The sequence below is a fragment of the Allobosea sp. genome (assembly GCF_051860145.1).
In the GTDB taxonomy this organism is placed as follows: Bacteria; Pseudomonadota; Alphaproteobacteria; order Rhizobiales; family Beijerinckiaceae; genus Allobosea.
The window spans coordinates 17,633-41,902 of the sequence record NZ_JBHYEM010000011.1; the positions used below are offsets into that span (position 1 = coordinate 17,633).

A 24,270-nucleotide genomic window follows, 5' to 3' on the forward strand; every position below is an offset into this window, starting at 1 on the left:
TCCCGTTTTTTGGCAGTCCTGCGGTCGCAATGAACCTGTTCGAGACCTTTTCCGCGCGCATCACCGGCGCCCTGACGCAGCTCGCCGAGCGCGGCGCAATCCCGTCCGGGCTCTCCTTCGCCCGCGTCGTGGTCGAGCCGACGCGCGATCCGGCGCATGGCGATCTCGCCACCAATGCCGCGATGGTGCTCGCCAAGGAAGCCGGCACCAATCCGCGCGCGCTGGCCGGCCTGCTTGTCGAGGAGCTCACCCGCGATCCTGAGGTCGTGAAGGCCGAGATCGCCGGGCCGGGCTTCATTAACCTGACGCTGCAACCTGCTGTTTTCACAGCGATTCTCAAGGCGGCGGTCGAGGCTGGGCCGGATTACGGCCGCGGCGCGGCGCGGCCGGCGCCGAAGGTCAATGTCGAATATGTCTCGGCCAACCCGACCGGACCGATGCATGTCGGCCATGGCCGCGGCGCGGTCTTTGGCGATGCGCTGGCGAGCCTGCTCGCCTTTGCCGGCCATGCCGTGACGCGGGAATACTACATCAACGATGCCGGCGCGCAGGTCGACGTGCTCGCGCGCTCCGCTTTCCTGCGCTACCGCGAGGCGCTGGGCGAGGCGATCGGCGAGATTCCCGAGGGGCTCTATCCCGGCGACTATCTGAAATCCGTCGGGGAGACGCTCGCTAAGGCGCATGGCGCGGCGCTGCTCGACAAGCCGGAGGCGGAGTGGCTGCCGCTGGTGCGGGCCGTGGCGATCGACGGCATGATGGCGATGATCCGCGACGATCTGGCGGCGCTCGGCGTCGTCCATGAGGTGTTCTTCTCGGAACGCTCGCTGCAGAAGGTCGACGGCAATCTCGACGCCGTCCGCGAGACGATCGAGGAGCTGCGCTCGCGCGACCTCGTCTATGAGGGCCGCCTGCCGCCGCCGAAGGGGCAGAAGGACGAGGACTGGGAAGACCGCGAGCAGACCCTGTTCCGCGCCACCCTGTTCGGCGACGATGTCGACCGGCCTTTGCTGAAGTCTGACGGCAGCTACACTTATTTCGCCAACGACATCGCCTATCACCGCTCGAAATTCAGGCGCGGCTTCACCGAGATGATCGATGTCTGGGGCGCCGACCATGGCGGCTATGTCAAGCGCATGCAGGCGGCGGTGAAGGCGGTGACGGCGGGCGAGGGGGCGCTCGACGTCAAGCTCTGCCAGCTCGTGCGGCTGCTGCGCAATGGCGAGCAGGTGCGCATGTCAAAGCGCTCGGGCGATTTCGTCACGCTGCGCGAGGTCATCGACGAGGTCGGCCGCGACGCGGTCCGCTTCATGATGATCTTCCGCAAGAACGACGCGACCCTCGACTTCGACCTTGCCAAGGTGGTCGAGCAGTCGAAGGACAACCCGGTCTTCTACGTGCAATATGCCCATGCCCGCTGCGCCTCGATCTTCCGCCAGGCGCGCGAGACTTTCCCGGGGATCGATCTTTCGCCGGAAATGCTGGCGCAGGCCGACCTGGCGCGCCTGAGCGACGAGGCCGAGATCGGCATCATCAAGATGATCGCGGCCTATCCAAGGATGATCGATGCGGCCGCGAGTGCGCATGAGCCGCACCGGGTGGCATTCTTCGTGCACGACTTGGCCAGCGCTTTTCATTCTTTGTGGAACAAGGGCAAAGACTCGCCGCAATTACGATTCGTTAATCAAACTGATCGAGACTCCACCGTAGCAAGACTGGCGTTCGTGCATGCGGTGCGCAGCGTGCTTGCCTCGGGTCTGGCCGTCGTCGGTGTTGCGGCGCCGGAAGAAATGCGCTGACGGCCAGGATCGCCGGCGGCGCGCAAATTCGGTCACATTGACCTTGCGTAGAGTTCGGCGCTCCATTGCGGCGTCGACAGCGCTGGAATGGATCATGCCATGAGTGAGCCAGCTAGAAACCGTTTCGCCCTCGACCTCGACGATCTCGAGCGCCAGCTGCGCGGCGCCGCTCAGCCGCCCAAGGCGGGTGCTTCGGTCGATCCGCTCGTCGAGCTGACGCGTATCGTCGGCCAGGACGACCCACTGAAAGAGCTCTTCGCGCCCCGTGATGCGGCAGCGCCGGCTCAGCCGAGCCCGGCGCAGCACTGGCCCCAGGGACAGCAGCGCCAGGAGCCCGCCTTCGATCCGGCGCCTGCGCCGCGCCCGGCGATGGCCAATGATTCGGCCCCTCCGGCCGAGATCCGCGGTGCGCTCGACGAGTTCGAGGCGCTGCTGCGCCGGACGGATGGCGCGCGGCCGGCGGCTGCAGCCGAGCAGCCCCAGTCCAATGCGGTCTATGTTCCGTCCCGGGAGCCGGAAGACGACCATCCGGCGGCCTATCGCTACCAGCAGCCCGAGCCGGCTCAGCCGAGCCCAAACGCGGCACGTGATCTCGATTACGGGCAGGGCAACGAACAATACGAGCGCGAGGCGCAGGCGGACTATGCCGAGCCGCCGATGATGGTCGAGGACGACCTGCGCGATCTGGAGCCGTCACGCTCCCGCAAGGGACTCTGGACCGCGGCCGCGTTGATCGCGGTCGCCGTCATCGGCGTGGCGGGCGCGATGACCTTCCGCGGTTCTTCGGTGAGCAAGGATGGGCAGCCGCCGGTGATCGCCGCCGATGGCGGGCCGACCAAGGTCGAGCCGGTCAATCCCGGCGGCACCGAGGTCCCGAATCAGAACAAGCAGATCTACGAGCGCGCCGGCGAGAGTTCGGCCGGCGCCACCAAGGTCGTCAGCCGCGAAGAGCAGCCGGTCGACGTGCAGCAGGCGGCCCGCATGATGGCGCCGCGCGCCGTCACGCCCGGTTCCGCGGCGGCGACGGACGGCAACCCGCTGGCCCAGGCGCCGGCAGCCGCAGAGCGCAGCGCCAATGCGGCAGAGCCTGCCCTGACGCCCGTTCCCGCCGTGCCTGGCCTCGGCGAGCCGCGCAAGGTGCGCACGGTCTCGATCCGGCCCGACGGCACGCCGGCCCCGCCCGCGGGCGCCAGCACGGCTTATGCCAACGGGTCGGCTCCGCTCGCGACGGGCTCGGCGCCGAGGATCACGGCCAATGCTCCGCTCAATCCGGCCTCGACCGCGAGCACGAACCCGCCGCGGCGGCCCGCTGCGGTGGCCGAGCCGCCGAAGGCGCAGGAGCGTGTCGCGACGCCGGCTCCCGAGACGACCCCGGCGGCGCCAGTGCGGACCGCCAGTGCCGATCCTGCGCCCGCCGCGAACGCGCCGCGCGCCGGCCGTGGCGACTATGCGGTCCAGCTCGCAGCCCCCGGCAGCGAATCCGAAGCGCGGGCGACCTTCTCGGCGCTCCAGCGCAAATATGGGAGCCTGCTCGGCGGGCAGTCGCCGATCGTGCGCAAGACCGATCTCGCCGGCGGCAAGACCGTCTACCGGCTGCGCGTCGGGCCCTATTCGCGCGAGGATGCGACCTCGATGTGCTCGCAGCTCCAAGCTGCCGGCGGCCAGTGCTTCATCGCCAAGAACTGACCCGCAACACCTGACCAATCCCGACCGCCGGTGGCTCGCGCCACCGGCGGTCTTCGTTTGTCGCGCCCTGCACGCATGGGCTCGTGCCGAGGCCGGGCTTTTTCGATAGCCTGCACGCGTCTAGCGTCCGGGCTCAACGACCGCCCGCGCCGCGACGAGGCAGGGCGTCGTCAGAACGACAAGCAAGAGGAAACCCCCCATGGATCGCCGTACATTCGTCAAGGCCACTGGCGCGGGAGCCGCCGGCGCCGCGGCCACCGCCTCGCCCGCGATCGCGCAGTCGATGCCCAAGATCAACTGGCGCCTGACCTCGAGCTATCCGAAGAGCCTCGACACGCTGTTCGGCCTGAGCACCCAGGTGGCCAAGCGCGTCGCCGAAGCGACCGACAACCAGTTCCAGATCCAGACCTTCGCTGCCGGCGAGATCGTGCCGGCCCTGCAGGCGCTCGATTCGGTGCAGAACGGCACGGTCGAATGCAGCCACACGCTGGCGAGCTTCTATATCGGCAAGGACACCGCCTTCGCCTTCGAGACCTCGCTGCCCTTCGGCCTGAACACGCGCCAGCACAATGCCTGGCTCTATGCCGGCGGCGGCCTCGAGCTCTGCCGCGACTTCATGAAGAAATTCAACGTCCACACCATCCCCTCGGGCAATACCGGGGCGCAGATGGGCGGCTGGTTCCGCAAGGAGATCAAGAGCACGGCCGATCTCCAGGGGCTGAAGTTCCGCATCGCCGGGCTCGGCGGGCAGATCATGGCGAAGCTCGGCGTCGTGCCGCAGACGCTGGGCGGCGGCGACATCTACCCGGCGCTGGAGCGCGGCACGCTCGACGCGGCGGAGTTCTCGGGGCCGCTCGACGATGAGAAGCTCGGCTTCCAGCGCGTCGCCAAATATTATTACTACCCCGGCTTCTGGGAAGGCTGCGCCAATGTCAGCTTCATCGTGAACCTGGAGAAATGGAACGCCCTGCCGGCCCATTACCGGGCGATCGTCGAGGCGGCCTGCGCGGAGGCGAACGCGCTCTGCGTCGCCAAATACGACCATGGCAATCCCGACGCGCTGATCAGGCTCGTCGCCAGCGGCGCGGAGCTGCGCGGCTTCCCGCAGGACGTGATGCAGGCGGCCTTCAAGGAGGCGCAGGCGCTCTACGCCCAGCTCGCTGCCAGCAACCCTGCCTTCAAGACCTTCTACGATTCCTGGCAGCCCTATTGGCGCAAGGAGCAGCTCTGGTTCCGTGTCGCCGAACTGCCCTTCGACGCCTTCAACGCCCAGATGGCCCAGCAGACGCGCTGACGCATGGCCGAGATGGTCCCGGTCAGGACAGGCCTATTCTGACCGGGGCCGGCTTTCGCCGAACTCCGAAGGAGCGGGGAGATCGATGCCTGACGACAAGATCGAGATCGAGAACGTCAACACTCCCGGCCGGACCGAACGGGTCGACCGCGCGAAATACCTGGCGATGCGCGAGGCGCTTCTGGCCATCCTGCCGGGCGAGGCGCCGGGATTGACGGTCACGGACGCGAAAGAGGCGCTGCTGCCCCGGCTTCCGGACGCTCTCTTTCCGCAAGGCAAGACGGCCGGCTGGTGGTTGAAAGCCGTTCAGCTCGACCTCGAGGCGAAAGGTATCGTCAAGCGCGCGCCCCGAAAGCCGGTGCATCTCTACAGGCAAGGACCAGCCTAGGGCCGAAGAGACGCCTTCCGCAGGCCTGCCTCAATCGACGAAGCGCACGCGTCCGCCGGCCAGGAGTTCCACCGCGGCGGGCGGGGCGTCGAGCCCGGCCTTCACCTTGGCGAGGACGCCGGCCTCCTGCTCGCGCACCAGCTTCAGCCGCGCCAGCACCTCGGCGGCGCGCGCCTGCGGCACTACGACGACGCCGTCGGCATCGCCCATGATGATGTCGCCGGACGTGATCGCGATCCCGCCGCAAACGATCGGCAGGCCGACCGTGCCGGGCCCGGAGCGGTGCACGGAATTGGGCGTGACGCCCCTGGCGAAGACCGGCAGGCCGATCTTGCGCAGATCGGCGAGGTCGCGCACGACGCCGTCGGTGACGAAGGCGGCGACGCCGCGATTCTTCATCATCCCCGCCATCAGGTCGCCGATGATGCCGGTGCCGGTGAAGCCGTTGGCGGCCGTGACGATCACGTCTCCGGGCTGCGCCAACGCCGCGGCGGCGCCCGCAGCCAGGTTGTCGCCCGGGCCGCAATCGCAGGTCAGCGCGACGCCCACGAAGGTCTCCGGCAGGCCGGGCAGGGCATTGATCCGGTAGTCGAGGGCGCCCGAGCCGTCCATCGCGTCGCAGACGAATGCGAGCGGTATGCCCTTGAAGCCGGCGACCAGATCCGTCGCCGGGCGGGGGAAGGTCTTCCTGACGGTGAGCAGCGGCGCTTCTTCGATCATGGGGCAGGCCTGGGCGTGAGGACGGGGCCAGCAGTCTAGGCGCGCCGCGCGCCGCCGCAATCGGGATGGGGAGACGCACGGGCATGCGTCCCGGCCGCCTTGACGGTGGCCGCGCGGCTTCTTAACCCGGTAGGATCATGCGATCGCGCGCCTTCATCGCCGGCTGTCTCGGCACCAGCCTCACACCCGACGAACGCGCCTTCTTCCGGAATGCGCGCCCCTGGGGCTTCATCGTCTTCAAGCGCAATACGCAGACGCCCGAGCAGACCGCGGCGCTGACCGCCGAGATGCGCGAGGCCGTCGGCTGGCACGCGCCGATCCTGATCGACCAGGAAGGCGGGCGGGTGCAGCGCATGGGGCCGCCGCACTGGCCGGCCTATCCGCCGGCGAACGCCTTCCTCACGATCAACGATCCCGTGCAGCAGCGCGAGATCGTGCGTCTTTCGGCCCGGCTGATGGCGCATGACCTGAAGGCGGTCGGCATCGATGTCGATTGCCTGCCGGTGCTCGATGTGCCGGTCGCCGGCAGCCATGACGTGATCGGCAACCGCGCCTATGCGCATGACCCGGACATGGTGGCCAGGCTCGGGCGCGCCGCGGCGGAGGGGCTGCTGGCCGGCGGGGTCCTGCCGGTGGTCAAGCACATGCCCGGGCATGGCCGGGCGCGAGCCGACAGCCATCACGACCTGCCCGTGGTCGAGGCGGCGCTGGAGGCGTTGCGCGGGCATGATTTCCGGCCGTTCCGGCACCTCGCCGACATGCCGATGGCGATGACGGCGCATGTCGTGTTCACAGCGCTCGATCAAAAGCATCCGGCCACCGTTTCACGGCGCATCGTCAAGGAGATCATGCGCGGTGAGCTCGGCTATGACGGGCTGATCATGACCGACGACATCTCGATGAAGGCGCTCTCGGGCTCTTTCGAGGCGAAGGCGCGCGCCGCGATTCGCGCCGGGGTCGACGTGGTGCTGCATTGCCACGGCATCATGGACGAGATGGTGGCGGTCGCAGGCGCCGTGCCGGAGATGACCGGGGCGCGGGCGCGCCGCGCCGCCATGGCGCTGGCGCGGATTCGGCATGAGCCGGAGCCGCTTGATGTGGACAGCGCCCGTGCGCACCTGGCCAGCGCCCTTGCCATGGGCGGCCGATAGTCGGAACCTGTTGCCGGGGTTGTTGGATTGATCGGGGGCGGGCCATCCATGGCCGCTGAACTGCCGTTCGAGGAAGAGACGAGGCCGGAGCGTGGCGATAGCGAGCCGGCGTTGCTGGTCGATGTCGACGGCTATGAGGGGCCGCTCGACCTGCTGCTCGACTTGGCGCGCAAGCAGAAGGTCGATCTCGCCCGCATCTCGATCCTGGCGCTGGCCGAGCAATATCTCGCCTTCGTCGAGCAGGCGCGGGCGTTGAGGCTGGAGCTCGCCGCCGATTATCTCGTGATGGCGGCCTGGCTCGCCTATCTCAAATCGCGACTGCTGCTGCCGGAGCCACCCAAGGGCGAGGAGCCGAGCGCGGCCGATCTCGCGACCGCGCTGGCGCTCAGGCTGCGCCGGCTCGAGGCGATCCGCGCCGCGGCGCGCCGGCTCGCCTCGCGTGAGCGGCTGGGCCAGGACGTCTTCGCCCGCGGCGAGCCGGAGGCGATCGTCGCCGGGGCGCGGCCGGTCTGGGAAGCCGAGCTCTACGATCTGCTCGCGGCCTATGCGCAGCAGCGCCAGAAGCGGGTGCAGAGCCATATCTCGGTCGGCCATCGCATCGTCTGGTCGCTGGTCGAGGCGCGCGAGGCCCTGCAGCGGCTGGTCGGCGAGGCGGGGGACTGGACCGCGATCGACCCCTATCTGACGCGCTACATGACCAGCCATGGCGTGCCGCGCGAGGCGATGCAGGCGACGGTGCGGGCGTCGGCGCTCTCGGCCATGCTGGAGATGGTGCGCGAGGGCGTGCTCGACCTGCGCCAGGACGGCGCCTTCGCGCCGGTCTATATCCGCCGCCGCTCGGCGCGCCCGCCGGCTCTGCCCTTGTGATATGGAAGCCAGATGGCGGCGGTGACGGAACGGGTCGAGGACGAGGATGGCGGCGAGGCGGAGGTCTTCGCCCAGTCGCTGCGCATCGTCGAGGCGCTGCTTTTCGCCTCGGCCGCGCCGCTCTCGGAGGAGGAGCTCGCCCGCGCCGTGCCTTCCGGCGTCGCGGTCGGGCCGGTTCTGGCGCGGCTGGTCGAGGCCTATGCCTCGCGCGGCGTCAACCTGCGCCAGGTCGCCGGCAAATGGGCCTTCCGCACCGCGCCGGACCTCGGCTATCTGCTCGCCGCCGAGGCCGAGCCGCCGCGCAAATTGTCGCGGGCGGCGCTCGAGGTGCTGGCGATCATCGCCTATCATCAGCCGGTTACGCGCGCCGAGATCGAGGAGATCCGCGGCGTCGCCACCGCCAAGGGCACGCTCGACATCCTGCTGGAGGCTGGCTGGGTCAGGCTGCGCGGACGCCGGCGCACGCCGGGCCGGCCGGTGACCTATGGCACGACGCCGGGTTTCCTCGACCATTTCGGGCTCGACCGGATCGACGACCTGCCGGGCCTCGACGAACTGAAGGGCTCCGGCTTCATCGAGGGGCGGCTGTCCAAGGACCTGACCGTGCCGATTCCCGACGACGATCCCGGTCTGCGCGACGACGAGGACCCGCTCGGCGACTTGTTCAGCCCGCTTGACGACGGCGAAGGTGGGCCCCACACGGCGGAGGAGTGAGGGCGTCGACCCTCCTGTGTCATCCCGGCCGCAGCGAAGCGGAGCGCCGGGATCCATCATAGAGCGCAGCGTCTTACGATGGATCCCGGAACTGCGCCGCGCCGCGGCTTGTCCGGGATGACGGCGATCTGCGTAGGGATTGGAGCATCTTTTGGCTCGTAGCGAGAGCGTGGCGCGGTGGTTGAGCTGGGGCAGGCGCGGGACGGCGGGGGCCGCCATCCCGATGTCGCTGGCCTTCGATGGCGTGACGCAGCGCTTCGGCGAGGTGACGGCCCTGCAGGATGTGACGCTCTCGGTCGAGCCGGGCGAGATCGTCGCGCTGCTCGGCCAATCGGGCTGCGGCAAGACGACGCTGCTCAGGCTTGCGGCCGGGGTCGAGCGGCCGAGTGCCGGCCGGATCCTGCTCGAAGGCCAGGACGTTTCGGCGCCCCAGGCCTTCGTCGAGCCGGAGCATCGCGGCGTCGGCCTCGTCTTCCAGGATTACGCGCTGTTTCCGCATCTCAACGTGCGTGAGAACGTGCGTTTCGGCCTGCGCGGCTATGACGACGCCTCGGCGGAGGCGACCGCGATGCGCGCCATCGCCCGCGTCGGGCTCGCCGACCTCGCCGAGGCCTATCCGCATATGCTGTCGGGCGGCGAGCAGCAGCGCGTCGCTTTGGCGCGCGCCGTTGCGCCGCGCCCCGGCGTGCTGCTGATGGACGAGCCCTTCTCCAATCTCGACCGGCGGCTGCGCGACGTCGTTCGCGACGAAACTGCGGCCCTGCTGCAGGAAACCGGCGCGACCTCGATCATCGTGACGCATGATCCCGAGGATGCGATGCGCATCGCCGACCGCATCGTGCTGATGCGTTCCGGCCGGATCGTCCAGGTCGGGACGGGCGAGGAGCTCTATCGCAAGCCGGTCAGCCTCTTTGCCGCCCGATTCTTCTGCGATTTTAGCGAGATAGAAGCCATTGTCGAAGGTGGCAGCATCGATACGCCGGTCGGGCGTTTCCCGGCGCCGGGGCTGAGCGAGGGCTCGCAGGCCGTGGTCTGCGTCCGGCCGCATGCGATCAGGCTGGTGCCGAAAGGCTTCTGCCTTCCCGCCCGCGTGGTGATGCGGCGTTTCCTCGGCGAGGTCGACCACCTCCTGCTCGCGGTCGGCGGGCTCGACAAGCCGCTCGTCGCGCGCGTGTCGCTGCCCGGTTCGATCCGCGAGGGAGAGGATGTCGGCATCGACATTGCGACAGATGAAGTTCTTGTGTTCCCCTCGGGGGACACATAGGTTCCGGCACAAGCACTTGGCACGGGCGGGGAGCCCGGCCGCACTGTCATTCGGAGGAGTTCGCCATGGGTGGCGTCAGTATCTGGCACTGGATCGTCGTCGGCGTCATCGTGATGCTGCTGTTCGGGCGCGGCAAGGTTTCCGAGCTGATGGGCGACGTTGCCAAGGGCATCAAGTCGTTCAAGAAGGGCATGGCCGAGGACGAGCCGACCACGCCGCCGCCTTCCGCCACGACGGCTGACCCGAAGATCATCGATCACGCGCAGCCCGCCAATTCCACGACGGCGAAGGCCGAACACAAGGCCTGATGGCGCGCCGCTCCCCGAGAGCGGCGAGGGGTTGAGAGGACCGGCCGTCGATGTTCGACATCGCCTGGAGCGAATTGATGCTGATCGGGGCGGTTGCGCTCGTCGTGATCGGCCCCAAGGACTTGCCGAAAGCCATGCGGACCGCCGGACAGGCGATCGGCAAGATTCGCCGCATGGCCGGCGAGTTCCAGAGCCAGTTCAACGATGCGATGCGCGAGGCCGAGCTGCACGACCTGAAGAAGCAGGTCGAGGATGTCGGCGGCTCTGTGTCGAGCGCGATGAACAGCGATTTCAAGCCGATCGACCAGATCAAGGACGATTTCGCCCCGGCCAAGCCCGATGACGCGGCGCTCAAGGAGGCGGAAGCCAAGCTCGCGGCGCTGCCCGGCCCCGAACCCTTGCCCGAGATCGTGATCAAGCCGGAACCTGCGGCAGCCAAGCCCGCGGCCCCAGCATCAGCAGCGCCAGCCGCTGCCACGGCGGCCAAACCGGCACGTAAGCCGGCCGCTGCGCCTCTGCCTGCATCCGGCAAGGCTGCTCCGGCCAAGGTTGCTGCTCCGGTCAAGGCTGTCGCTCCCGCCAAGGCCGTCTCCGCCAAGGCTGCCCCCACGAAGTCTGCTCCCACCAAGGCCGCTCCCACGAAGAGCGCTGCCGCGCCGAAGGCGCGGGCCAAGGCGAAAGCCAGCGAACCCGGTGAAGGGAACCCGGCATGAGCGTCGCCAACCCGAGGGAAGGCGAGGACGAGATCGAGGCCTCGCGTGCGCCGCTGCTCGACCATCTGATCGAGCTCCGGTCGCGGCTGATCAGGTCGCTGATCGCCTTCCTGATCATGTTCTTCATCTGCTTCGCCTTCGCCAAGCAGATCTACAACCTCCTGGTGCAGCCCTATCTCTGGGCGGCGGGCGATGGCGCCAATGTCCAGCTGATCTATACCGCGCCGCTCGAATATCTCTTCACCCAGATCAAGATCGCGGCCTTCGGCGCCGGTTTCTTCGCCTTTCCGGTGATCGCGACGCAGATCTACAAGTTCGTCGCGCCCGGGCTCTACAAGAACGAGCGGCAGGCTTTTGCGCCCTATCTGGCGGCGACGCCGATCTTTTTCGTCGCCGGCGCGGCGATGGTGTTCTTCTTCGCTATGCCGGTGCTGATGAAGTTCTCGATCGGCATGCAGCAGGCGGCGACGGACGGGCAGGCGGGCATCGCGCTCCTGCCCAAGGTCAGCGAATACCTGTCGCTGATCATGACGCTGATCTTCGCCTTCGGCATCTCGTTCCAGCTGCCGGTGATCCTGACCCTGCTCGGGCAGGCGGGAATCATCGATTCGACCTTCCTGAAGGAAAAGCGGCGCTACGCCATCGTCTTCGTCTTCGTCATCGCTGCGGTTCTGACCCCGCCGGACGTGATCTCCCAGCTGATGCTTGCCGTGCCGATGCTGCTCCTCTACGAGCTTTCGGTGTTCTCGGTGCGCCATGTCGAGAAGAAGCGGGAGGCTGCGAAAGCGGCCGAGGAGCAGGCCGACACCTGATCCGATCGCGGCTCGCGCGCATCGTCATGGATGCGCGATAGGCTGAGCTGCAATGTACGACATCAAATGGATTCGCGAGAACGCCGAGGCGTTCGACCAGGGGCTGAAGCGGCGCGGATTCACCGATACGTCGTCCGCCTCGCTGCTCGCGCTCGACGATGTCCGCCGCTCCGCCATCGCAAAGGCGCAAAGCACCCAGGAACGCCGCAACGCGCTCTCCAAGGAGATCGGCAAGGCGATGGGCGCGAAGGATGTCGCGCTCGCCGACACGCTCAAGGCCGAGGTCGCGGCGCTGAAGGAACAGCAGCCGGCGCTGGAGGCCGAGGAGAAGGCCGCGGTCGAGACGCTGAACGAGCAGCTCGCGGCGATCCCGAACATTCCCAACAGCGACGTGCCGGATGGTGCCGACGAACATGACAACGTGCTGCTGCACGCCGTCGGCGCGAAGCCGGAGGAAGGCGGAAAGCGCCTCGTCGGCGTCAACAAGCCGAAGGAGCATTTCGAACTGGGCGAGACGCTCGGCCAGATGGATTTCGAGACGGCGGCCAAACTCTCGGGCTCACGCTTCGTCGTCCTGAACACGCGGCTGGCCAGGCTCAACCGAGCGATCGGCCAGTTCATGCTCGATATGCACACCGAGGAGCACGGCTATAGCGAGGTCAACCCGCCGCTGATGGTGCGGGACGATGCCATGTTCGGTACGGCGCAACTGCCGAAGTTTCGGGATGATCAGTTCCGCGCCGGCGAGGATCATTGGCTCATTCCCACCGCCGAGGTCCCGCTGACCAATCTCGTCCGCGAATCGATCCTCTCCGAGGAGGAGCTGCCGCGCCGCTACAGCGCGCTCACCCCGTGCTTTCGCGCGGAGGCCGGCTCGGCGGGCAGGGACACGCGCGGCATGTTGCGCCAGCACCAGTTCGAGAAGGTCGAGCTGGTCTCGATCACGTTGCCGGAGAAATCGAAGGAAGAGCATGAGCGCATGCTCGCCTGCGCCGAGGCCGTGCTGAAGAAGCTCGACCTGCATTATCGCGTGATGACCCTGTGCACCGGCGACATGGGCTTCGCCTCGCAGAAGACCTGGGACATCGAGGTCTGGCTGCCGGGGCAGAAGACCTATCGCGAGATCTCGTCCTGCTCGGTCTGCGGCGATTTCCAGGCGCGGCGGATGAACGCGCGCTACAGGACAAAAGATGGCAAGGGGCCGTTCTTCGTCCATACCCTCAACGGCTCGGGCACGGCGGTCGGCCGGGCGTTGATCGCGGTGATGGAGAACTACCAGAACGCCGACGGCTCGATCTCCGTGCCGGACGCGCTGGTTCCTTATATGCGCGGGATCACCCGCATCGAGAAGGCGGCCTGAGACCATGCGCATCCTGGTGACTAATGACGACGGCATCCATGCCGAGGGCCTGGCCGTGCTGGAGCGCATCGCCGCTCAGCTTTCGGACGATGTCTGGGTGGTCGCGCCCGAGACCGACCAGTCCGGCGTGGCGCATTCGCTCTCGCTGAGCAATCCGCTCAGGCTGCGCCAGATCGCGGAAAGGCGCTACGCCGTCGCCGGCACGCCGACCGATTGCGTGATCATGGCGGCGCGCTCGATCCTGCTCGACGCCAGGCCCGATCTCGTCCTGTCCGGCGTCAATCGCGGCCAGAACGTCGCCGAGGACGTGACCTATTCCGGCACCATCGCGGCCGCCATGGAAGGCACCTTGCTCGGCATCCCCTCAATCGCCGTCAGCCAGGCCTATGGGCCGCAGGGCCGGGATCATATCCGCTGGGACTGCGCCGAGCACCATGCGCCGGGCATCATCCGCCGGCTGCTGGAGGAGGGGATTCCCGAGGGCGTGCTGTTCAACCTCAACTTCCCGAATGTCGCGCCCGGCGAGGTCGAGGGCGTCGCGGTGACGGTGCAGGGCCGGCGCGACCAGGAACTGATGCGGCTGGAGCCGCGCCATGACGGGCGCGGCAATCCCTATTTCTGGATCGCCTTCCAGCGCAGCAAGAGCGAGCCGGCCAACGGCACCGACCTCAGGGCGCTTTTCGAGAACCGGATCTCGGTGACGCCGCTCGAGCTCGACCTCACCCATGAGCCGACGCTGACGCGCTTCGCGCAAATCTTCGCTTGATCGCCTCTTCGCTTGATCGTCGCGCTCTGCCACCCGGCCAAAGCGTTTTCCTAACCTCCTGATGTTTTCCTTACGCCGTTGCGAAAACTGGAGAGCATCATGAACGAGGAGGCGCCGGGCAACGAGGGCGAGCGCACCGTCGCCTTCCTGCTCTCGCTCAGGGCGCAGGGCGTGCGCGACCTGACCGTCCTGCGTGCCATGGAGCGCGTGCCGCGCGAGCGCTTCGCACCGACGCGCTTCGCCGATCTCGCCCGGCAGGACGTCTCGGTGCCGCTCGCCTGCGGCCAGACCATGACGGCGCCGCATACGGTGGCAAATCTCGTCAGCGCGCTGGAGCTGCAACCGTCGGCCCGCGTGCTCGAGGTCGGAACCGGTTCGGGCTATGTCTCGGCCCTGCTCGCGGCCATGGGCGGGGAGGTGGTCTCGTTCGAGCGCTACCGCACGCTGGCGCTGGCGGCGCATGAGCGGATCGGCGGCAGCGGCTACGAGAAGGCCATCGACCTGCGCCATGCCGACGGCTTCCAGCCCGACCGCACGCTCGGCCGCTTCGACCGCATCCTGGTGAACGGCGTCACCCAGACGGTGCCCGAGGCCTTGCTGGCGCGGTTGTCGCCAGGCGGCCGGCTGGTCGGGGCGCTCAGAGTGGAAGGCGCCTCGCGCCGGGTCGTGGTGACGCGCACGGCTGAGGGCGCCTTCGACCATGCGCTCGGGCCCGTGCTGCGGCTGCCGCCGCTGATCCCCGGCCTGGCGCGGGCGCTTTGAGCTGCAGCTGACCTTGCCGTCCCCGGCTAAAAAAATGAAGAGGGGCGGAGTGCGCGAAACGTTTTCGTAACCTGAACGGGGCTTTAATCCCCTTCATCGAGTTGCGTTGTTCGCGAGTACTCAGTCAATGCGTAGCCAAACCGGATCCTTCAAATCCAGCGTTGCCTTTCGCCTGTCGACGGCCTGCGCGCTCGCCTTGAGTGTCAGCGCCTGTTCGTCCGACACGATGCGCTTCAGCGAAGCCCCTTTCAGCAATCCGTTCCAGACCGCGCAGGCGCCGACGCCGCGCGATCCGGCGACGACCGGTTCGATCGGCCGAAGCGCCAGCGTGCCGCTGTCCTCTCCGGCTCCGACAGTCGGCGCCGTGCGGGCCCAGCCGCTGCCGCCGCCGCAATCGGCCGTGGCGCTGCGCAGCACGCCGCCGACGCCCGTCGCCGGCAGCGCGACCGGTTGGACCGCGCAGGGCGGGACGCCGATCGTCATCGCCCAGGGCGAGAGCCTCGACACCATCTCCTCGCGCTACGGCGTGCCGCGTGCGGCCCTGATCTCGGCGAACGGGCTTTCGGGTCCGAATGTCTCGCCCGGCTCGCGTCTCGTGATCCCCGTCTATAATGGCGGCGGCTCGCCCCAGGTCGCGCAGGCTCGCAGCGAGCCGCGCGCCGAGACGTTGCGGCCGATCGCGACGCCGGCCTCGCGGCCGGCGCCGGCGCCGGTCCGCACGGCTGCTGCTCCCGTTGATGCCGTCGGCAAGGCAAGGGCGGCAGCCGAGGCCAAGGCCGAGGCGAAAGCCAAGGCTGCAGCCGATGCCGAGGCCATGCGCGAATCACGCGCGAAATTCGCCGCCGAAGCCAAGACCAAGGCGGAAGCCAAGAAGGCGCAGACCCAGATTCAGGCTCAAGCCAAGGCCAAGTCGCCTGTCGCGGAAGTCAGGCCGGCCCCGGCTCCCGAAAAGGCCAAGCCCACGGTCGTGGCCAGCGCGCCGGCCGAGCAGCCGGTCAGCGCTGTGCCGAAATCCGCGCCCGAGGCAGCCGCCGATCCCAAGACCACCGCCAGCCTGCCGAAGGTGGAGGAGGCCGTCGCCAAGGCCGATTTCCGCTGGCCGGCCCGCGGCCGCGTCATCGCCGGTTATAGCGGCAAGGGCGCCAATGAAGGCATCAACATCGCCGTGCCGGAAGGCACGCCCGTCAAGGCGGCCGAAGGCGGCGTCGTCGCCTATGCCGGCAGCGAGCTGAAGGGCTATGGCAATCTCGTCCTGATCCGCCACCCGAACGGCTATGTCTCGGCCTATGCCCACAATGGCGAGCTGAACGTGAAGCGCGGCGAGAGCGTGAAGCGCGGCCAGGTCGTCGCGAAATCGGGCCAGACCGGCAATGTCTCCTCGCCGCAGCTGCATTTCGAGCTGCGCAAGGGCGCATCCCCGGTCGATCCGGTGCCCTACCTCACCAACTGATCCAGAATCCGGGCGGCGCGGCGCAGCCGATTCGCCCGGGATCCTCCGAGTTCACCTTCGATCAGCCCCCGCGAGACCCCGCTGATCGGAACAAGGCGGGACGGTCCCAGGACAGGCCGTCCCGCCATTTTTGTTTCTGGATCAGCGTCATGGTCGGGCTTGACCCGACCATCTCGGGCAGGATGAGGCGCTGGCCAGAGCCTTCTCGTCAGGAGATTCTCGGGTCTGCGCTGCGCTCCGCCCGAGAATGACGCACTTTCACCCCTCCAGCCGCTGACCCAACCGGCCAGCCAGATCCTGGATATATTGCCAGGCCGTGCGACCCGAGCGCGAGCCGCGCGTGGTCGCCCATTCCAGGGCCTCGCGACGCAATGCATCGGGCGTGATCTTCAGGCCGAAATGGCCGACATAGCCGTCGATCATCTCAAGATATTCGTCCTGGCTGCATTTGTGGAAGCCGAGCCAGAGCCCGAACCGGTCGGACAGGGAGACCTTCTCCTCGACGGCCTCGCCCGGATTGATCGCGGTCGAGCGCTCGTTCTCCATCATGTCGCGCGGCAGCAGGTGGCGGCGGTTCGAGGTGGCGTAGAACACGACATTGTCGGGCCGGCCCTCGACGCCGCCGTCGAGCGCGGCCTTGAGCGACTTGTAGGAGGTGTCCTGCCCGTCGAAGGACAGGTCGTCGCAGAAGACGATGGCGCGGTGCTTGTCCTGCCGCAGCAGGCCCATCAGCGTCGGAAGGCTCTCGATGTCCTCGCGATGGATCTCGATCAGCTTCAGCGGCAGGGCCTGGCCGGCGAGTCGCTTGTTGGTGTCGGCATGCACCGATTTCACCAGCGACGATTTGCCCATGCCGCGTGCGCCCCAGAGCAGGACGTTGTTGGCGGGCAGGGCGCGGGCGAAGCGCTCGGTATTTTCGGCGAGCGTGTCGCGGACGCGGTCGACGCCGCGCAGCAGCGAGAGCTCGACGCGGTTGACCTTAGCGACGGGCGAGAGCTCGCGGGCGGCGGCGTGCCAGACGAAGGCGTCGGCCGCCGTCAGGTCCGGGGCGTGCCTTGCCGGTGGGGCGATGCGCTCGAGGGCGTCGGCGATGCGCAGCAGGACGGAAAGCGTCGGGTCGGGAACGGTGTCGGTCATCGCAGCATGTCCGCATCAATCGTCGTACCGAACGGTACGGTACGCCTCTTAGAGCCTCTGCTTCGATGAATGCAAGGCCATTGCGCGAATGGCGGCGAACCCATAGGTGAGGGGACGCGTCCGATAGCAGCCACTTTCGATTGATTTCAGGGCACTGCTGGCTATAGTCCGCCCGATTTTGCAACCCCGCGCCAGCCGGCCGTCAATCGGCGGCGACGTGAAGGAGCCTTCCCGTGATTACCCCCGCTTTCGCCCAAGGTCTCGGTGGCGGCTCGTCCGACGTCCTGATGTCGCTCGTCCCCTTCGTGCTGATCTTCGTGATCATGTGGTTCCTGATCATCCGTCCGCAGCAGAAGCGGGTGAAGTCGCATCAGGAGATGATCAAGAACGTGCGGCGCGGCGACACCGTCGTCACGTCCGGCGGCATCGTCGCCAAGGTCTCCAAGGTCATCGATGACGGCGAGATCGAAGCCGAGATCGCCGATGGCGTCCGCGTCAGGCTCGTCAAGGGCATGATCCAGGACGTCCGCTCGAAGAGCGAGCCGGTCAAGGGCTGAAGACCGCGCCGGCCGAGCTCCGAGCCGGCGCGACAACAAGGCTGTTCACACAGATGCTTCGTCTCCAGGCCCGCAAGGTCATTCTCGTCCTGCTCGTGCTGTTCCTCGGTTGCGGGCTCGCCCTGCCGAATCTGCTTTCGCCGGAAACACGCAAGGCGATCGAGCAGGGCGCGCCGTCCTGGATCCCGCGCGTGCTGCTGCCGATCCATGCGGTCACGCTCGGCCTCGACCTCCAGGGCGGCTCGCATGTGCTGCTCGAGATCGACAGGGCGGACCTGGTCCGCAGCCAGGTGACGCAGCTGCGCGACGACCTGCGCCGCATCCTGCGCGAGGAGCGCGTCTCCTTCCAGGGCGGCATCGGCTCGACCGCGCGCGGCGTGCAGGTGCGTGTGCCGGAAGCGAGCGATCGCGCCCGCCTGCTGCCGAAGCTGCGGGAGCTCGCCCAGCCGATCGGCACGCTCGGCGCCTTCGGCCCTTCCGGCAACCAGACGATCGAGGTTGGCGAGCAGCCTGACGGGCTCGTGTCGCTCTCGGTGACCGAGGCCGGCGCCAATGAACGCGTGCGCCGCGCCGTCGAGCAGGCCATGGAAGTCCTGCGCCGCCGCGTCGACGCGCTCGGCACCACGGAGCCGAACATCCAGCGCCAGGGGCTCGACCGCATCCTCGTCCAGGTGCCCGGCCTGCAGGATCCGCAGCGGCTGAAGGAAATCCTGGGCCAGACCGCCAAGCTGCAATTCCGCATGGTGGCCGAGCAAAACAGCGGCGATGTCGACATGCTGCCGTCGCAGGATGCCGGCGGCCAGCTCGTCCCGGTCAGCCGCCAGGTCATCGTCGAAGGCGAGGACCTGATCGACGCGCAGCCGGCCTTCGATTCGCGGACCAGCCAGCCGATCGTGAATTTCCGCTTCAACATCCGCGGCGCCCAGCGCTTCGGCCAGGCGACGACGGAGAATCTCGGCCGCGCGCTCGCCATCGTCCTCGACAACAAGGTGATCTCGGCGCCGGTCATCCAGTCGCCGATCACCGGCGGTTCCGGCCAGATCTCGGGCAATTTCACCGTCGAATCCGTCAACAACCTGGCGATCCTGCTGCGCGCCGGCGCTTTGCCGGCCAAGATGACGATCGTCGAGGAGCGCACCGTCGGCCCCGGCCTCGGCCAGGACTCGATCGAGGCCGGCAAGATGGCGACGCTGATCGCCACCGGGCTGGTCATCCTCTACATGATCGGCACCTACGGCATCTTCGGCCTGATCGCGAGCGTGGCGCTGCTCGTCCATGTCTGCCTGATCTTCGGGCTGATGTCGCTGCTGGGCGCGACCATGACCTTGCCCGGCATCGCCGGCATCGTGCTGACCATCGGCACGGCGGTCGATTCGAACGTGCTGATCTACGAACGCATGCGGGAGGAATCGCATCTCGGGCGCTCGCTGGTCTCGGCGCTGGAGGCCGGCTTCCAGCGCGCCTTCGCCACGATCATCGACTCCAACGTCACCATGCTGATCGCGGCCGTCGCGCTGTTCTCGCTGGGCTCCGGCCCGGTGCGCGGCTTCGCCGTGGTCTTCATCCTCGGCATCCTGACCACGGTCATCACGGCCGTGACGCTGACCCGGATGCTGATCGCTCTCTGGTATCGCTGGGCCCGGCCCAAGGCGCTGCCCTTCTAGACGCTGCCAACCCGACAGGAGATTTGAGCATGCGTCTGCTTCGCATCGTTCCCGACAATACCCGCTTCAAGTTCGTCTGGTTCCGCCGCTACAGCTACCCGCTGTCGGCTGCCTATTCGATCCTCGTGCTTGTGCTCTTCCTCACCGTCGGCCTGAATTTCGGCATCGATTTCAAGGGCGGCACGCTGATCGAGATGCAGGCCAAGGGCGGTTCTCCCGAGATCGCCTCGATCCGCCAGACGGCCAACAGTTTCGGCTTCGGCGAGGTCGAGGTCCAGGAATTCGGCAATGCCGGCGACGTCTCGATGCGCTTTGCCCTGCAGCCCGGCGGCGAGACCGCGCAGCAGGGCGTGGTGACCCGGGCGCGCGAGGCGTTCGCGTCGAACTACGATTTCCGCCGGGTCGAGACGGTCGGTCCGCGCGTCTCCGGGGAGCTGGTCCAGGCCGGCACGCTCGGCGTCGTGCTCGCGATCGTCGGCGTGCTGATCTATCTCTGGTTCCGTTTCGAGATGCAGCTCGCGATCGGCGCCATCATCGGCACGTTGCACGACATCGTGCTGACAGTCGGCTTCTTCCTGATCACGCAGCTCGAATTCAACCTGACCTCGATCGCCGCGATCCTGACGATCGTGGGCTATTCGCTGAACGAGACGGTCGTGGTGTTCGACCGCACGCGCGAATTGCTGCGGCGCTACAAGACGATGCCGATCGACGAATTGCTCGACCTGTCGGTGAATTCGACCCTGTCGCGCACGGCGATCACCTCGACCACCACCGTACTCGCGCTGATCGCGCTGGTCTTCTTCGGCGGCACGGCGATCGAGGGCTTTGCGCTCGTCATGCTCTTCGGCGTGGTCGTCTGCACCTATTCGGCCATGTTCGTCTCGACGCCCGTGCTGCTCTATCTCGACGTGCGCGCCGGACGGCTCGACCAGAATTTCGAGGAGAAGGCGCCGGCTCCGGTCAAGGCCAAGGCGACCTGATCGGCGGCGGGTCCAAGCGAGCATGCCCCGTTTCGACGGTTTCGTTCCCGGCCGGCACCTGATCGACGCCTTCGGCGCAGGGGGCTTCCGCTTCGCCGAGATGAGCCATCGCGGCTCCATCCTTGCATTGCCGGGCGGCATCCATATCTGGCCGGTCAAGTCCTTCGCCGAGGTCACGCCTGAAAGCCTGCAACCGGTGCTCGATGCTGCCGAGGCCGTCGATTTCCTGCTGATCGGCACCGGAGGCGACATCGCTTTCGTGCCGGCCGCCTTGCGCGAGCGCTTTCGCGAGGCGGGAATCGTGGTCGAAGGCATGGCGACAGGGGCCGCGGCACGGACCTATAATGTGCTGGTCGCGGAAGACCGACGGGTCGCGGCGGCATTGATCGCGGTGGAATAGCGCAGGCCGCCATGCCCGCTTTGGCATAGCCAGCCCGGTGTCGTGTGACCTAGACTGACGATGATCCATGGCCGCGCCCGAGAGACGGGGCGGCGCGGGAACAGCCGCATGACGACCGAAACCGACGATCGCCGCCAGACTGCGCCGCAGGCCCTGCCGGAGGCCTATGCCCATTGCGCCGCGGTGGTGCGCGAGGCGGATCACGATCGCTATATCGCCTGCCTCTACGCGCCCGAGGCGTTGCGGCCGGGCCTGTTCGCGCTCTACGCCTTCAGCCACGAGATCGCGCGCGTGCGCGAGGCGGTCAGCGAGCCACTGCCCGGCGAGGTCAGGCTGCAATGGTGGCGCGACCTGCTGGAAGGCGATGCGCAGGGCTCGGTGCAGGCCCACCCGGTCGCGGCGGCGCTGCTCGACACGATCCTGCATTTTCGGCTGCCGATCGCGCCTCTGACCGGGCTGATCGAGGCGCGGGTCTTCGATCTCTATGACGATCCGATGCCCTCGCTCGGCGATCTCGAAGGCTATGCCGGCGAGACCGCGAGCGCGCTGTTCCGGCTGGCCTCGATCATCCTGGCCGAGGGGCGCGATCCCGGCGGCGCGGCGGCTTGCGGCCATGCCGGCGTCGCCTATGCGCTGACCGGGCTGATGCGGGCCTTTCCCTGGCACGCGGCGGCGGGGCAGGTCTATCTGCCGGCCGATATCCTGGCGCGCAACGGCGTGATCCGCGACGATATCGTGCGCGGGCGTGGCGGGCCGGGCGTGCTCTATGCCCTCAAGGAATTGCGGGCGATCGCGCGCGGCCATCTCGCCCGGCTGCGCGACCTCGCAGACACGATCCCACCTCAGATCGCGACAGCCTTCCTGCCGGTGGCGCTGGTCGAGCCCTATCTGAAGAAGATGGAGCGACCGGGCTACGATCCGTTCCGGACGATCATCACGCTGCCGACCTGGCAGCGGCAATGGATCATCTGGCGCGCAGCGCGGAAGGCGGGGCGGGGTTGATCTCGAGGGCAGGGTGAGGTGTAGCTCGCTGGGTCAGTGAGCTGATGGAGCCGCTCCCACACCGTCATTGCGAGGAGCGCAGCGACGAAGCAATCCAGGGGACTGCGCGAGACCTTCTGGATTGCTTCGCTGACGCTCGCAATGACGATCCCGCGCCTTACTCCGCCGCCTGAGCCGCGGTCGCCCCCGTCAAGCCGTCGAGATGCTCCTTCGACCACGCCGTCATCGTCGATGTCGAGGCCAACTCCATCTCGCCGGTCGGTAGCAGCACCGGAGGCGGCGCGGCAGCGCGGCGCTCATGCCGGCTGCCCGATGGCCGACAGCAGCTTGCCCGCCTCGACCGATACATCGAACTCGCGCTCGACGGTGCGACGAGCCATGCCCGCCATCTCGCGTGCCGAGACCGGGTCGGCGATCAGACGCTCGATGCACTGGGCCAGTTCCTTGGCATCGCCCGGTTCGGCCAGCAGACCGGAGGAGCCGTGTTCGACCAGCTCGGGGATGCCCGACACCCGGGTGGACACCACCGGCAGGCCGACGGCCATCGCTTCCATCAGGGCCACCGGAATGCCGTCGCGGTCGCCGCGCGCGGTGACGACCGACGGCAGCGCGAACACTCCCGCGCGGGCGAGGTAAGCCCTGACCTCCTCCTGCTTGAGGGCGCCGAGTAGGGTCACCTGGTCCGACAGGCCGGCCGCATCGATGCGCGACTGCAGCGCGAGCCGCAGCGGCCCTTCGCCGATCACATGGCATTGGAAGGGGACCTTGTCGCGCGCGAGCAGTTCGCAGGCGTCGATGAGGTGGCGGAAGCCCTTGATCTCGGCGAGCCGGCCCACCGCCAGGATCAGCCCCGGCTGGCGCCCGCCGGGCGCGAACTCGAAATCGGCCGGTCGCAGGCCGCAATGGACGATGCGCATGCATTGCAACGCGAGGGGCGACACCTTGTCGGCGAGGTAACGGCGGTTGAACTCGGAGATGGTCACGCCGAATGCGGCCGTGCGCATCTTGTCGGCCAGCAGGTGGTCTTCAAGGAAGATGTCGTGGGCGTGCGCCGTAAAGCTGTACGGCTTGCCGAGCCGGCGCGACGCGAGCATGGCCGAGGTGGAGGGGTACGTGGCCCAGTGCGCGTGCAGGTGATCGGGCGCGAGGCCGCGCAGCGTGGGCAGCAGCGCCAACGTACGCCACCACACCACCAGCGTCTTGGCCAGCGCCGTGGGGTGCCGCCACAGGCCGCGCACCATGCCGGCCAGCGCGGAGAGCTCGCGCCACGGGTGCCGCAGGCAGGCGCCGAGTACCGGCGCCACGGCGCGCAGGTCGCGCAACGGGTACACGACCCGGTCGAGCAGCGCCGCCGCGTCGGACTGCACCATCTTTTCCACGGGGTGTTTCAGCGACACGATGTGGACATCCACGCCTAGCCGGATCAGTTCGTCGATCTCGCGGACGATGAAAGTTTCCGACCAGCAGGGAAACAGCGACGTGAAGTAGAGGACCTTCGTCATGGCCGGGCCAGGCTCACGCGTCGGCGGACGCGAGCTTGGTGGCGGGCGGCGATGGTGTCGTTCAGTCGGTCTGCCATGGCGCGGCCTCAGGCGCAGATGCGCAGCAGCCGGCCGCGCAGGCGCTCGTAGCAATGGTTGCCGAGCAGCCGCTTGGCCGATGCAAGGGCGAGGTAGCGGGCGCGGCGGTTGGTTATCTCCCACCAGTCATGGCCGAGCCAGCCGGCCAGCTGCGCGTCCGACGTGGACTGCAGCACCGCGAGCCGGGGCACCTCCCAGCCGCCCTCGCGGGTGTGCCAGAGACCGACGCGCGACGCGCACACGGCGGCGTAGCCCGCGCGCGCGGCGACCGCGCGCAGGTTGGGGATCATGCGGCCGCCGGGCGGAGCGAACAAGGTGACCGGCCGGCTGAGGTGGTCCTCTATGGCCTTCTTGGAATCGACGAGCTGAGCCACGACCTCCGCCGGGCTCAGGTCGTCGAGGTAGCGGTGTTCCTGTCCATGCGACTGGATGGACATGCCGGCGTCGGCCATTGAACGCAGGTCGCTCCAGCCGAGGTTGTGCGGCTTGCCCACCCGGGAGGGGTTGACGAAAAAGTCGGCGCTGCCGCCGGCGCGGGCGATGCGTTCGGCCGCAGGGCCGTTGCTGCAGTGGCCGTCGTCGAACGTGAACGCCACGCTCCGCGCGCGGTCGGCCGGCACGGCCAACAGGTGTGCCACGCTGCGCACGCGCAGGCCCGCCTGGGCGGACAGCGCGAGGTGGCTGTCGAACTGGCGCGACGTGATGGTGTAGTGCGCGTCGGCACCCGCGCACTCACCGCGCTCGTTGCCCACCGCGTGGTACATCAGAACCGTAATGGCGCTGTTCATGTCGGCGGGCACTTCACGCCTGTATGTGAGGGATGCCGGGCGGCCCATTCCTTGGCGGTGAAGAAGTCGTTTCGGGCGGCAGCGAAAACCGAAGCCGTGCTGAGACCG

25 protein-coding genes are annotated in these 24,270 nt (G+C 68.1%); 20 read left to right on the forward strand and 5 right to left on the reverse strand.

Going from position 1 to position 24,270, the window contains the following annotated elements; genetic code table 11:
- The first annotated feature begins 29 nt into the window (after positions 1-29).
- The 4 genes from argS (at position 30) to ACTIF2_RS17810 (ending at position 5,164) form a co-directional block, all read left to right on the forward strand.
- Positions 30-1,796 (forward strand): arginine--tRNA ligase, encoded by a 1,767-nt coding sequence (gene argS, locus ACTIF2_RS17795; protein ID WP_439498439.1) that lies wholly within the window; start codon positions 30-32, stop codon positions 1,794-1,796.
- A gap of 99 nt (positions 1,797-1,895) precedes the next feature.
- Entirely contained in the window at positions 1,896-3,482 is a 1,587-nt protein-coding gene (locus ACTIF2_RS17800) for an SPOR domain-containing protein (RefSeq protein WP_439498440.1), read from the forward strand.
- A 199-nt stretch (positions 3,483-3,681) separates the two neighbouring features.
- Entirely contained in the window at positions 3,682-4,776 is a 1,095-nt protein-coding gene (locus ACTIF2_RS17805; RefSeq protein ID WP_439498441.1) for a TRAP transporter substrate-binding protein, read from the forward strand.
- An 85-nt stretch (positions 4,777-4,861) separates the two neighbouring features.
- The gene (locus ACTIF2_RS17810; RefSeq protein WP_439498442.1) at positions 4,862-5,164 is read left to right on the forward strand and encodes a DUF6958 family protein; all 303 of its coding nucleotides are present in this window, start codon (positions 4,862-4,864) and stop codon (positions 5,162-5,164) included.
- A 30-nt stretch (positions 5,165-5,194) separates the two neighbouring features.
- On the opposite strand, the gene ACTIF2_RS17815 is transcribed toward ACTIF2_RS17810, so the two are convergent.
- Positions 5,195-5,884 (reverse strand): RraA family protein, encoded by a 690-nt coding sequence (locus tag ACTIF2_RS17815; RefSeq protein WP_439498443.1) that lies wholly within the window; start codon positions 5,882-5,884, stop codon positions 5,195-5,197.
- 137 nt (positions 5,885-6,021) lie between these two features.
- On the opposite strand from ACTIF2_RS17815, the gene nagZ reads away from it, so the two are divergent.
- The 10 genes from nagZ (at position 6,022) to ACTIF2_RS17865 (ending at position 14,601) form a co-directional block, all read left to right on the forward strand.
- Positions 6,022-7,035 (forward strand): beta-N-acetylhexosaminidase, encoded by a 1,014-nt coding sequence (nagZ, locus tag ACTIF2_RS17820; protein ID WP_439498444.1) that lies wholly within the window; start codon positions 6,022-6,024, stop codon positions 7,033-7,035.
- Positions 7,036-7,083: 48 nt separating this feature from the next.
- Complete coding sequence (locus tag ACTIF2_RS17825; RefSeq protein ID WP_439498445.1) at positions 7,084-7,902, forward strand: segregation and condensation protein A; 819 nt, start codon at positions 7,084-7,086, stop codon at positions 7,900-7,902.
- A 12-nt stretch (positions 7,903-7,914) separates the two neighbouring features.
- Entirely contained in the window at positions 7,915-8,616 is a 702-nt protein-coding gene (gene scpB / locus ACTIF2_RS17830) for an SMC-Scp complex subunit ScpB (RefSeq protein WP_439498446.1), read from the forward strand.
- Positions 8,617-8,839: 223 nt separating this feature from the next.
- Positions 8,840-9,880: an ABC transporter ATP-binding protein gene (locus ACTIF2_RS17835; protein WP_439498559.1), complete on the forward strand. Its 1,041-nt coding sequence runs from the start codon at positions 8,840-8,842 to the stop codon at positions 9,878-9,880.
- A 65-nt stretch (positions 9,881-9,945) separates the two neighbouring features.
- Positions 9,946-10,188 carry a twin-arginine translocase TatA/TatE family subunit gene (locus ACTIF2_RS17840; protein ID WP_439498447.1) on the forward strand — a complete coding sequence of 81 codons (243 nt, stop codon included), beginning with the start codon at positions 9,946-9,948 and terminating at the stop codon, positions 10,186-10,188.
- Between the two features lie 50 nt (positions 10,189-10,238).
- Positions 10,239-10,901: a Sec-independent protein translocase protein TatB gene (gene tatB / locus ACTIF2_RS17845; RefSeq protein ID WP_439498448.1), complete on the forward strand. Its 663-nt coding sequence runs from the start codon at positions 10,239-10,241 to the stop codon at positions 10,899-10,901.
- Complete coding sequence (gene tatC / locus ACTIF2_RS17850; protein WP_439498449.1) at positions 10,898-11,713, forward strand: twin-arginine translocase subunit TatC; 816 nt, start codon at positions 10,898-10,900, stop codon at positions 11,711-11,713. The genes tatB and tatC overlap by 4 nt, the downstream gene beginning before the upstream one ends.
- A 52-nt stretch (positions 11,714-11,765) precedes the next feature.
- The gene (gene serS / locus ACTIF2_RS17855) at positions 11,766-13,073 is read left to right on the forward strand and encodes a serine--tRNA ligase (RefSeq protein WP_439498450.1); all 1,308 of its coding nucleotides are present in this window, start codon (positions 11,766-11,768) and stop codon (positions 13,071-13,073) included.
- A gap of 4 nt (positions 13,074-13,077) precedes the next feature.
- On the forward strand, positions 13,078-13,839 hold the full coding sequence (surE, locus tag ACTIF2_RS17860; protein WP_439498451.1) for a 5'/3'-nucleotidase SurE: 762 nt from the start codon (positions 13,078-13,080) through the stop codon (positions 13,837-13,839).
- 99 nt (positions 13,840-13,938) lie between these two features.
- Positions 13,939-14,601 (forward strand): protein-L-isoaspartate O-methyltransferase family protein, encoded by a 663-nt coding sequence (locus ACTIF2_RS17865; protein ID WP_439498452.1) that lies wholly within the window; start codon positions 13,939-13,941, stop codon positions 14,599-14,601.
- 120 nt (positions 14,602-14,721) lie between these two features.
- Here ACTIF2_RS17865 and ACTIF2_RS17870 read toward each other — a convergent pair whose 3' ends face one another.
- On the reverse strand, positions 14,722-15,018 hold the full coding sequence (locus tag ACTIF2_RS17870) for a hypothetical protein (RefSeq protein WP_439498453.1): 297 nt from the start codon (positions 15,016-15,018) through the stop codon (positions 14,722-14,724).
- On the opposite strand from ACTIF2_RS17870, the gene ACTIF2_RS17875 reads away from it, so the two are divergent.
- Positions 15,002-16,051: a peptidoglycan DD-metalloendopeptidase family protein gene (locus ACTIF2_RS17875; RefSeq protein WP_439498454.1), complete on the forward strand. Its 1,050-nt coding sequence runs from the start codon at positions 15,002-15,004 to the stop codon at positions 16,049-16,051. The genes ACTIF2_RS17870 and ACTIF2_RS17875 overlap by 17 nt on opposite strands.
- Before the next feature lie 258 nt (positions 16,052-16,309).
- On the opposite strand, the gene ACTIF2_RS17880 is transcribed toward ACTIF2_RS17875, so the two are convergent.
- On the reverse strand, positions 16,310-17,188 hold the full coding sequence (locus ACTIF2_RS17880; protein WP_439498455.1) for an ATP-binding protein: 879 nt from the start codon (positions 17,186-17,188) through the stop codon (positions 16,310-16,312).
- Between the two features lie 287 nt (positions 17,189-17,475).
- On the opposite strand from ACTIF2_RS17880, the gene yajC reads away from it, so the two are divergent.
- The 5 genes from yajC (at position 17,476) to ACTIF2_RS17905 (ending at position 21,794) form a co-directional block, all read left to right on the forward strand.
- A complete protein-coding gene (gene yajC, locus ACTIF2_RS17885; RefSeq protein WP_439498560.1) occupies positions 17,476-17,745 on the forward strand; it encodes a preprotein translocase subunit YajC in 270 nt (89 codons plus the stop codon).
- Between the two features lie 53 nt (positions 17,746-17,798).
- Entirely contained in the window at positions 17,799-19,409 is a 1,611-nt protein-coding gene (gene secD / locus ACTIF2_RS17890) for a protein translocase subunit SecD (RefSeq protein WP_439498456.1), read from the forward strand.
- Between the two features lie 29 nt (positions 19,410-19,438).
- Positions 19,439-20,392 carry a protein translocase subunit SecF gene (gene secF / locus ACTIF2_RS17895; RefSeq protein WP_439498457.1) on the forward strand — a complete coding sequence of 318 codons (954 nt, stop codon included), beginning with the start codon at positions 19,439-19,441 and terminating at the stop codon, positions 20,390-20,392.
- A 22-nt stretch (positions 20,393-20,414) separates the two neighbouring features.
- A complete protein-coding gene (locus ACTIF2_RS17900) occupies positions 20,415-20,792 on the forward strand; it encodes an Mth938-like domain-containing protein (protein ID WP_439498458.1) in 378 nt (125 codons plus the stop codon).
- A 108-nt stretch (positions 20,793-20,900) separates the two neighbouring features.
- Positions 20,901-21,794: a phytoene/squalene synthase family protein gene (locus ACTIF2_RS17905; RefSeq protein WP_439498459.1), complete on the forward strand. Its 894-nt coding sequence runs from the start codon at positions 20,901-20,903 to the stop codon at positions 21,792-21,794.
- Between the two features lie 296 nt (positions 21,795-22,090).
- On the opposite strand, the gene ACTIF2_RS17910 is transcribed toward ACTIF2_RS17905, so the two are convergent.
- Entirely contained in the window at positions 22,091-23,296 is a 1,206-nt protein-coding gene (locus ACTIF2_RS17910) for a glycosyltransferase (protein WP_439498460.1), read from the reverse strand.
- An 86-nt stretch (positions 23,297-23,382) separates the two neighbouring features.
- Positions 23,383-24,162, reverse strand: coding sequence for a polysaccharide deacetylase family protein (locus tag ACTIF2_RS17915; protein WP_439498461.1), 780 nt, complete (start codon positions 24,160-24,162; stop codon positions 23,383-23,385).
- Positions 24,163-24,270: the final 108 nt, after the last annotated feature.

Excerpts from the sequence above, each read along its gene's own strand:
- argS (WP_439498439.1), top strand. The coding sequence starts at position 30 with ATGAACCTGTTCGAGACCTTTTCCGCGCGCATCACCGGCGCCCTGACG.
- ACTIF2_RS17800 (WP_439498440.1), top strand. The coding sequence starts at position 1,896 with ATGAGTGAGCCAGCTAGAAACCGTTTCGCCCTCGACCTCGACGATCTC.
- ACTIF2_RS17805 (WP_439498441.1), top strand. The coding sequence starts at position 3,682 with ATGGATCGCCGTACATTCGTCAAGGCCACTGGCGCGGGAGCCGCCGGC.
- ACTIF2_RS17810 (WP_439498442.1), top strand. The coding sequence starts at position 4,862 with ATGCCTGACGACAAGATCGAGATCGAGAACGTCAACACTCCCGGCCGG.
- ACTIF2_RS17815 (WP_439498443.1), bottom strand. The coding sequence starts at position 5,884 with ATGATCGAAGAAGCGCCGCTGCTCACCGTCAGGAAGACCTTCCCCCGC.
- nagZ (WP_439498444.1), top strand. The coding sequence starts at position 6,022 with ATGCGATCGCGCGCCTTCATCGCCGGCTGTCTCGGCACCAGCCTCACA.
- ACTIF2_RS17825 (WP_439498445.1), top strand. The coding sequence starts at position 7,084 with ATGGCCGCTGAACTGCCGTTCGAGGAAGAGACGAGGCCGGAGCGTGGC.
- scpB (WP_439498446.1), top strand. The coding sequence starts at position 7,915 with ATGGCGGCGGTGACGGAACGGGTCGAGGACGAGGATGGCGGCGAGGCG.
- ACTIF2_RS17835 (WP_439498559.1), top strand. The coding sequence starts at position 8,840 with ATGTCGCTGGCCTTCGATGGCGTGACGCAGCGCTTCGGCGAGGTGACG.
- ACTIF2_RS17840 (WP_439498447.1), top strand. The coding sequence starts at position 9,946 with ATGGGTGGCGTCAGTATCTGGCACTGGATCGTCGTCGGCGTCATCGTG.
- tatB (WP_439498448.1), top strand. The coding sequence starts at position 10,239 with ATGTTCGACATCGCCTGGAGCGAATTGATGCTGATCGGGGCGGTTGCG.
- tatC (WP_439498449.1), top strand. The coding sequence starts at position 10,898 with ATGAGCGTCGCCAACCCGAGGGAAGGCGAGGACGAGATCGAGGCCTCG.
- serS (WP_439498450.1), top strand. The coding sequence starts at position 11,766 with ATGTACGACATCAAATGGATTCGCGAGAACGCCGAGGCGTTCGACCAG.
- surE (WP_439498451.1), top strand. The coding sequence starts at position 13,078 with ATGCGCATCCTGGTGACTAATGACGACGGCATCCATGCCGAGGGCCTG.
- ACTIF2_RS17865 (WP_439498452.1), top strand. The coding sequence starts at position 13,939 with ATGAACGAGGAGGCGCCGGGCAACGAGGGCGAGCGCACCGTCGCCTTC.
- ACTIF2_RS17880 (WP_439498455.1), bottom strand. The coding sequence starts at position 17,188 with ATGACCGACACCGTTCCCGACCCGACGCTTTCCGTCCTGCTGCGCATC.
- yajC (WP_439498560.1), top strand. The coding sequence starts at position 17,476 with ATGTCGCTCGTCCCCTTCGTGCTGATCTTCGTGATCATGTGGTTCCTG.
- secD (WP_439498456.1), top strand. The coding sequence starts at position 17,799 with ATGCTTCGTCTCCAGGCCCGCAAGGTCATTCTCGTCCTGCTCGTGCTG.
- secF (WP_439498457.1), top strand. The coding sequence starts at position 19,439 with ATGCGTCTGCTTCGCATCGTTCCCGACAATACCCGCTTCAAGTTCGTC.
- ACTIF2_RS17900 (WP_439498458.1), top strand. The coding sequence starts at position 20,415 with ATGCCCCGTTTCGACGGTTTCGTTCCCGGCCGGCACCTGATCGACGCC.
- ACTIF2_RS17905 (WP_439498459.1), top strand. The coding sequence starts at position 20,901 with ATGACGACCGAAACCGACGATCGCCGCCAGACTGCGCCGCAGGCCCTG.
- ACTIF2_RS17910 (WP_439498460.1), bottom strand. The coding sequence starts at position 23,296 with ATGACGAAGGTCCTCTACTTCACGTCGCTGTTTCCCTGCTGGTCGGAA.
- ACTIF2_RS17915 (WP_439498461.1), bottom strand. The coding sequence starts at position 24,162 with ATGAACAGCGCCATTACGGTTCTGATGTACCACGCGGTGGGCAACGAG.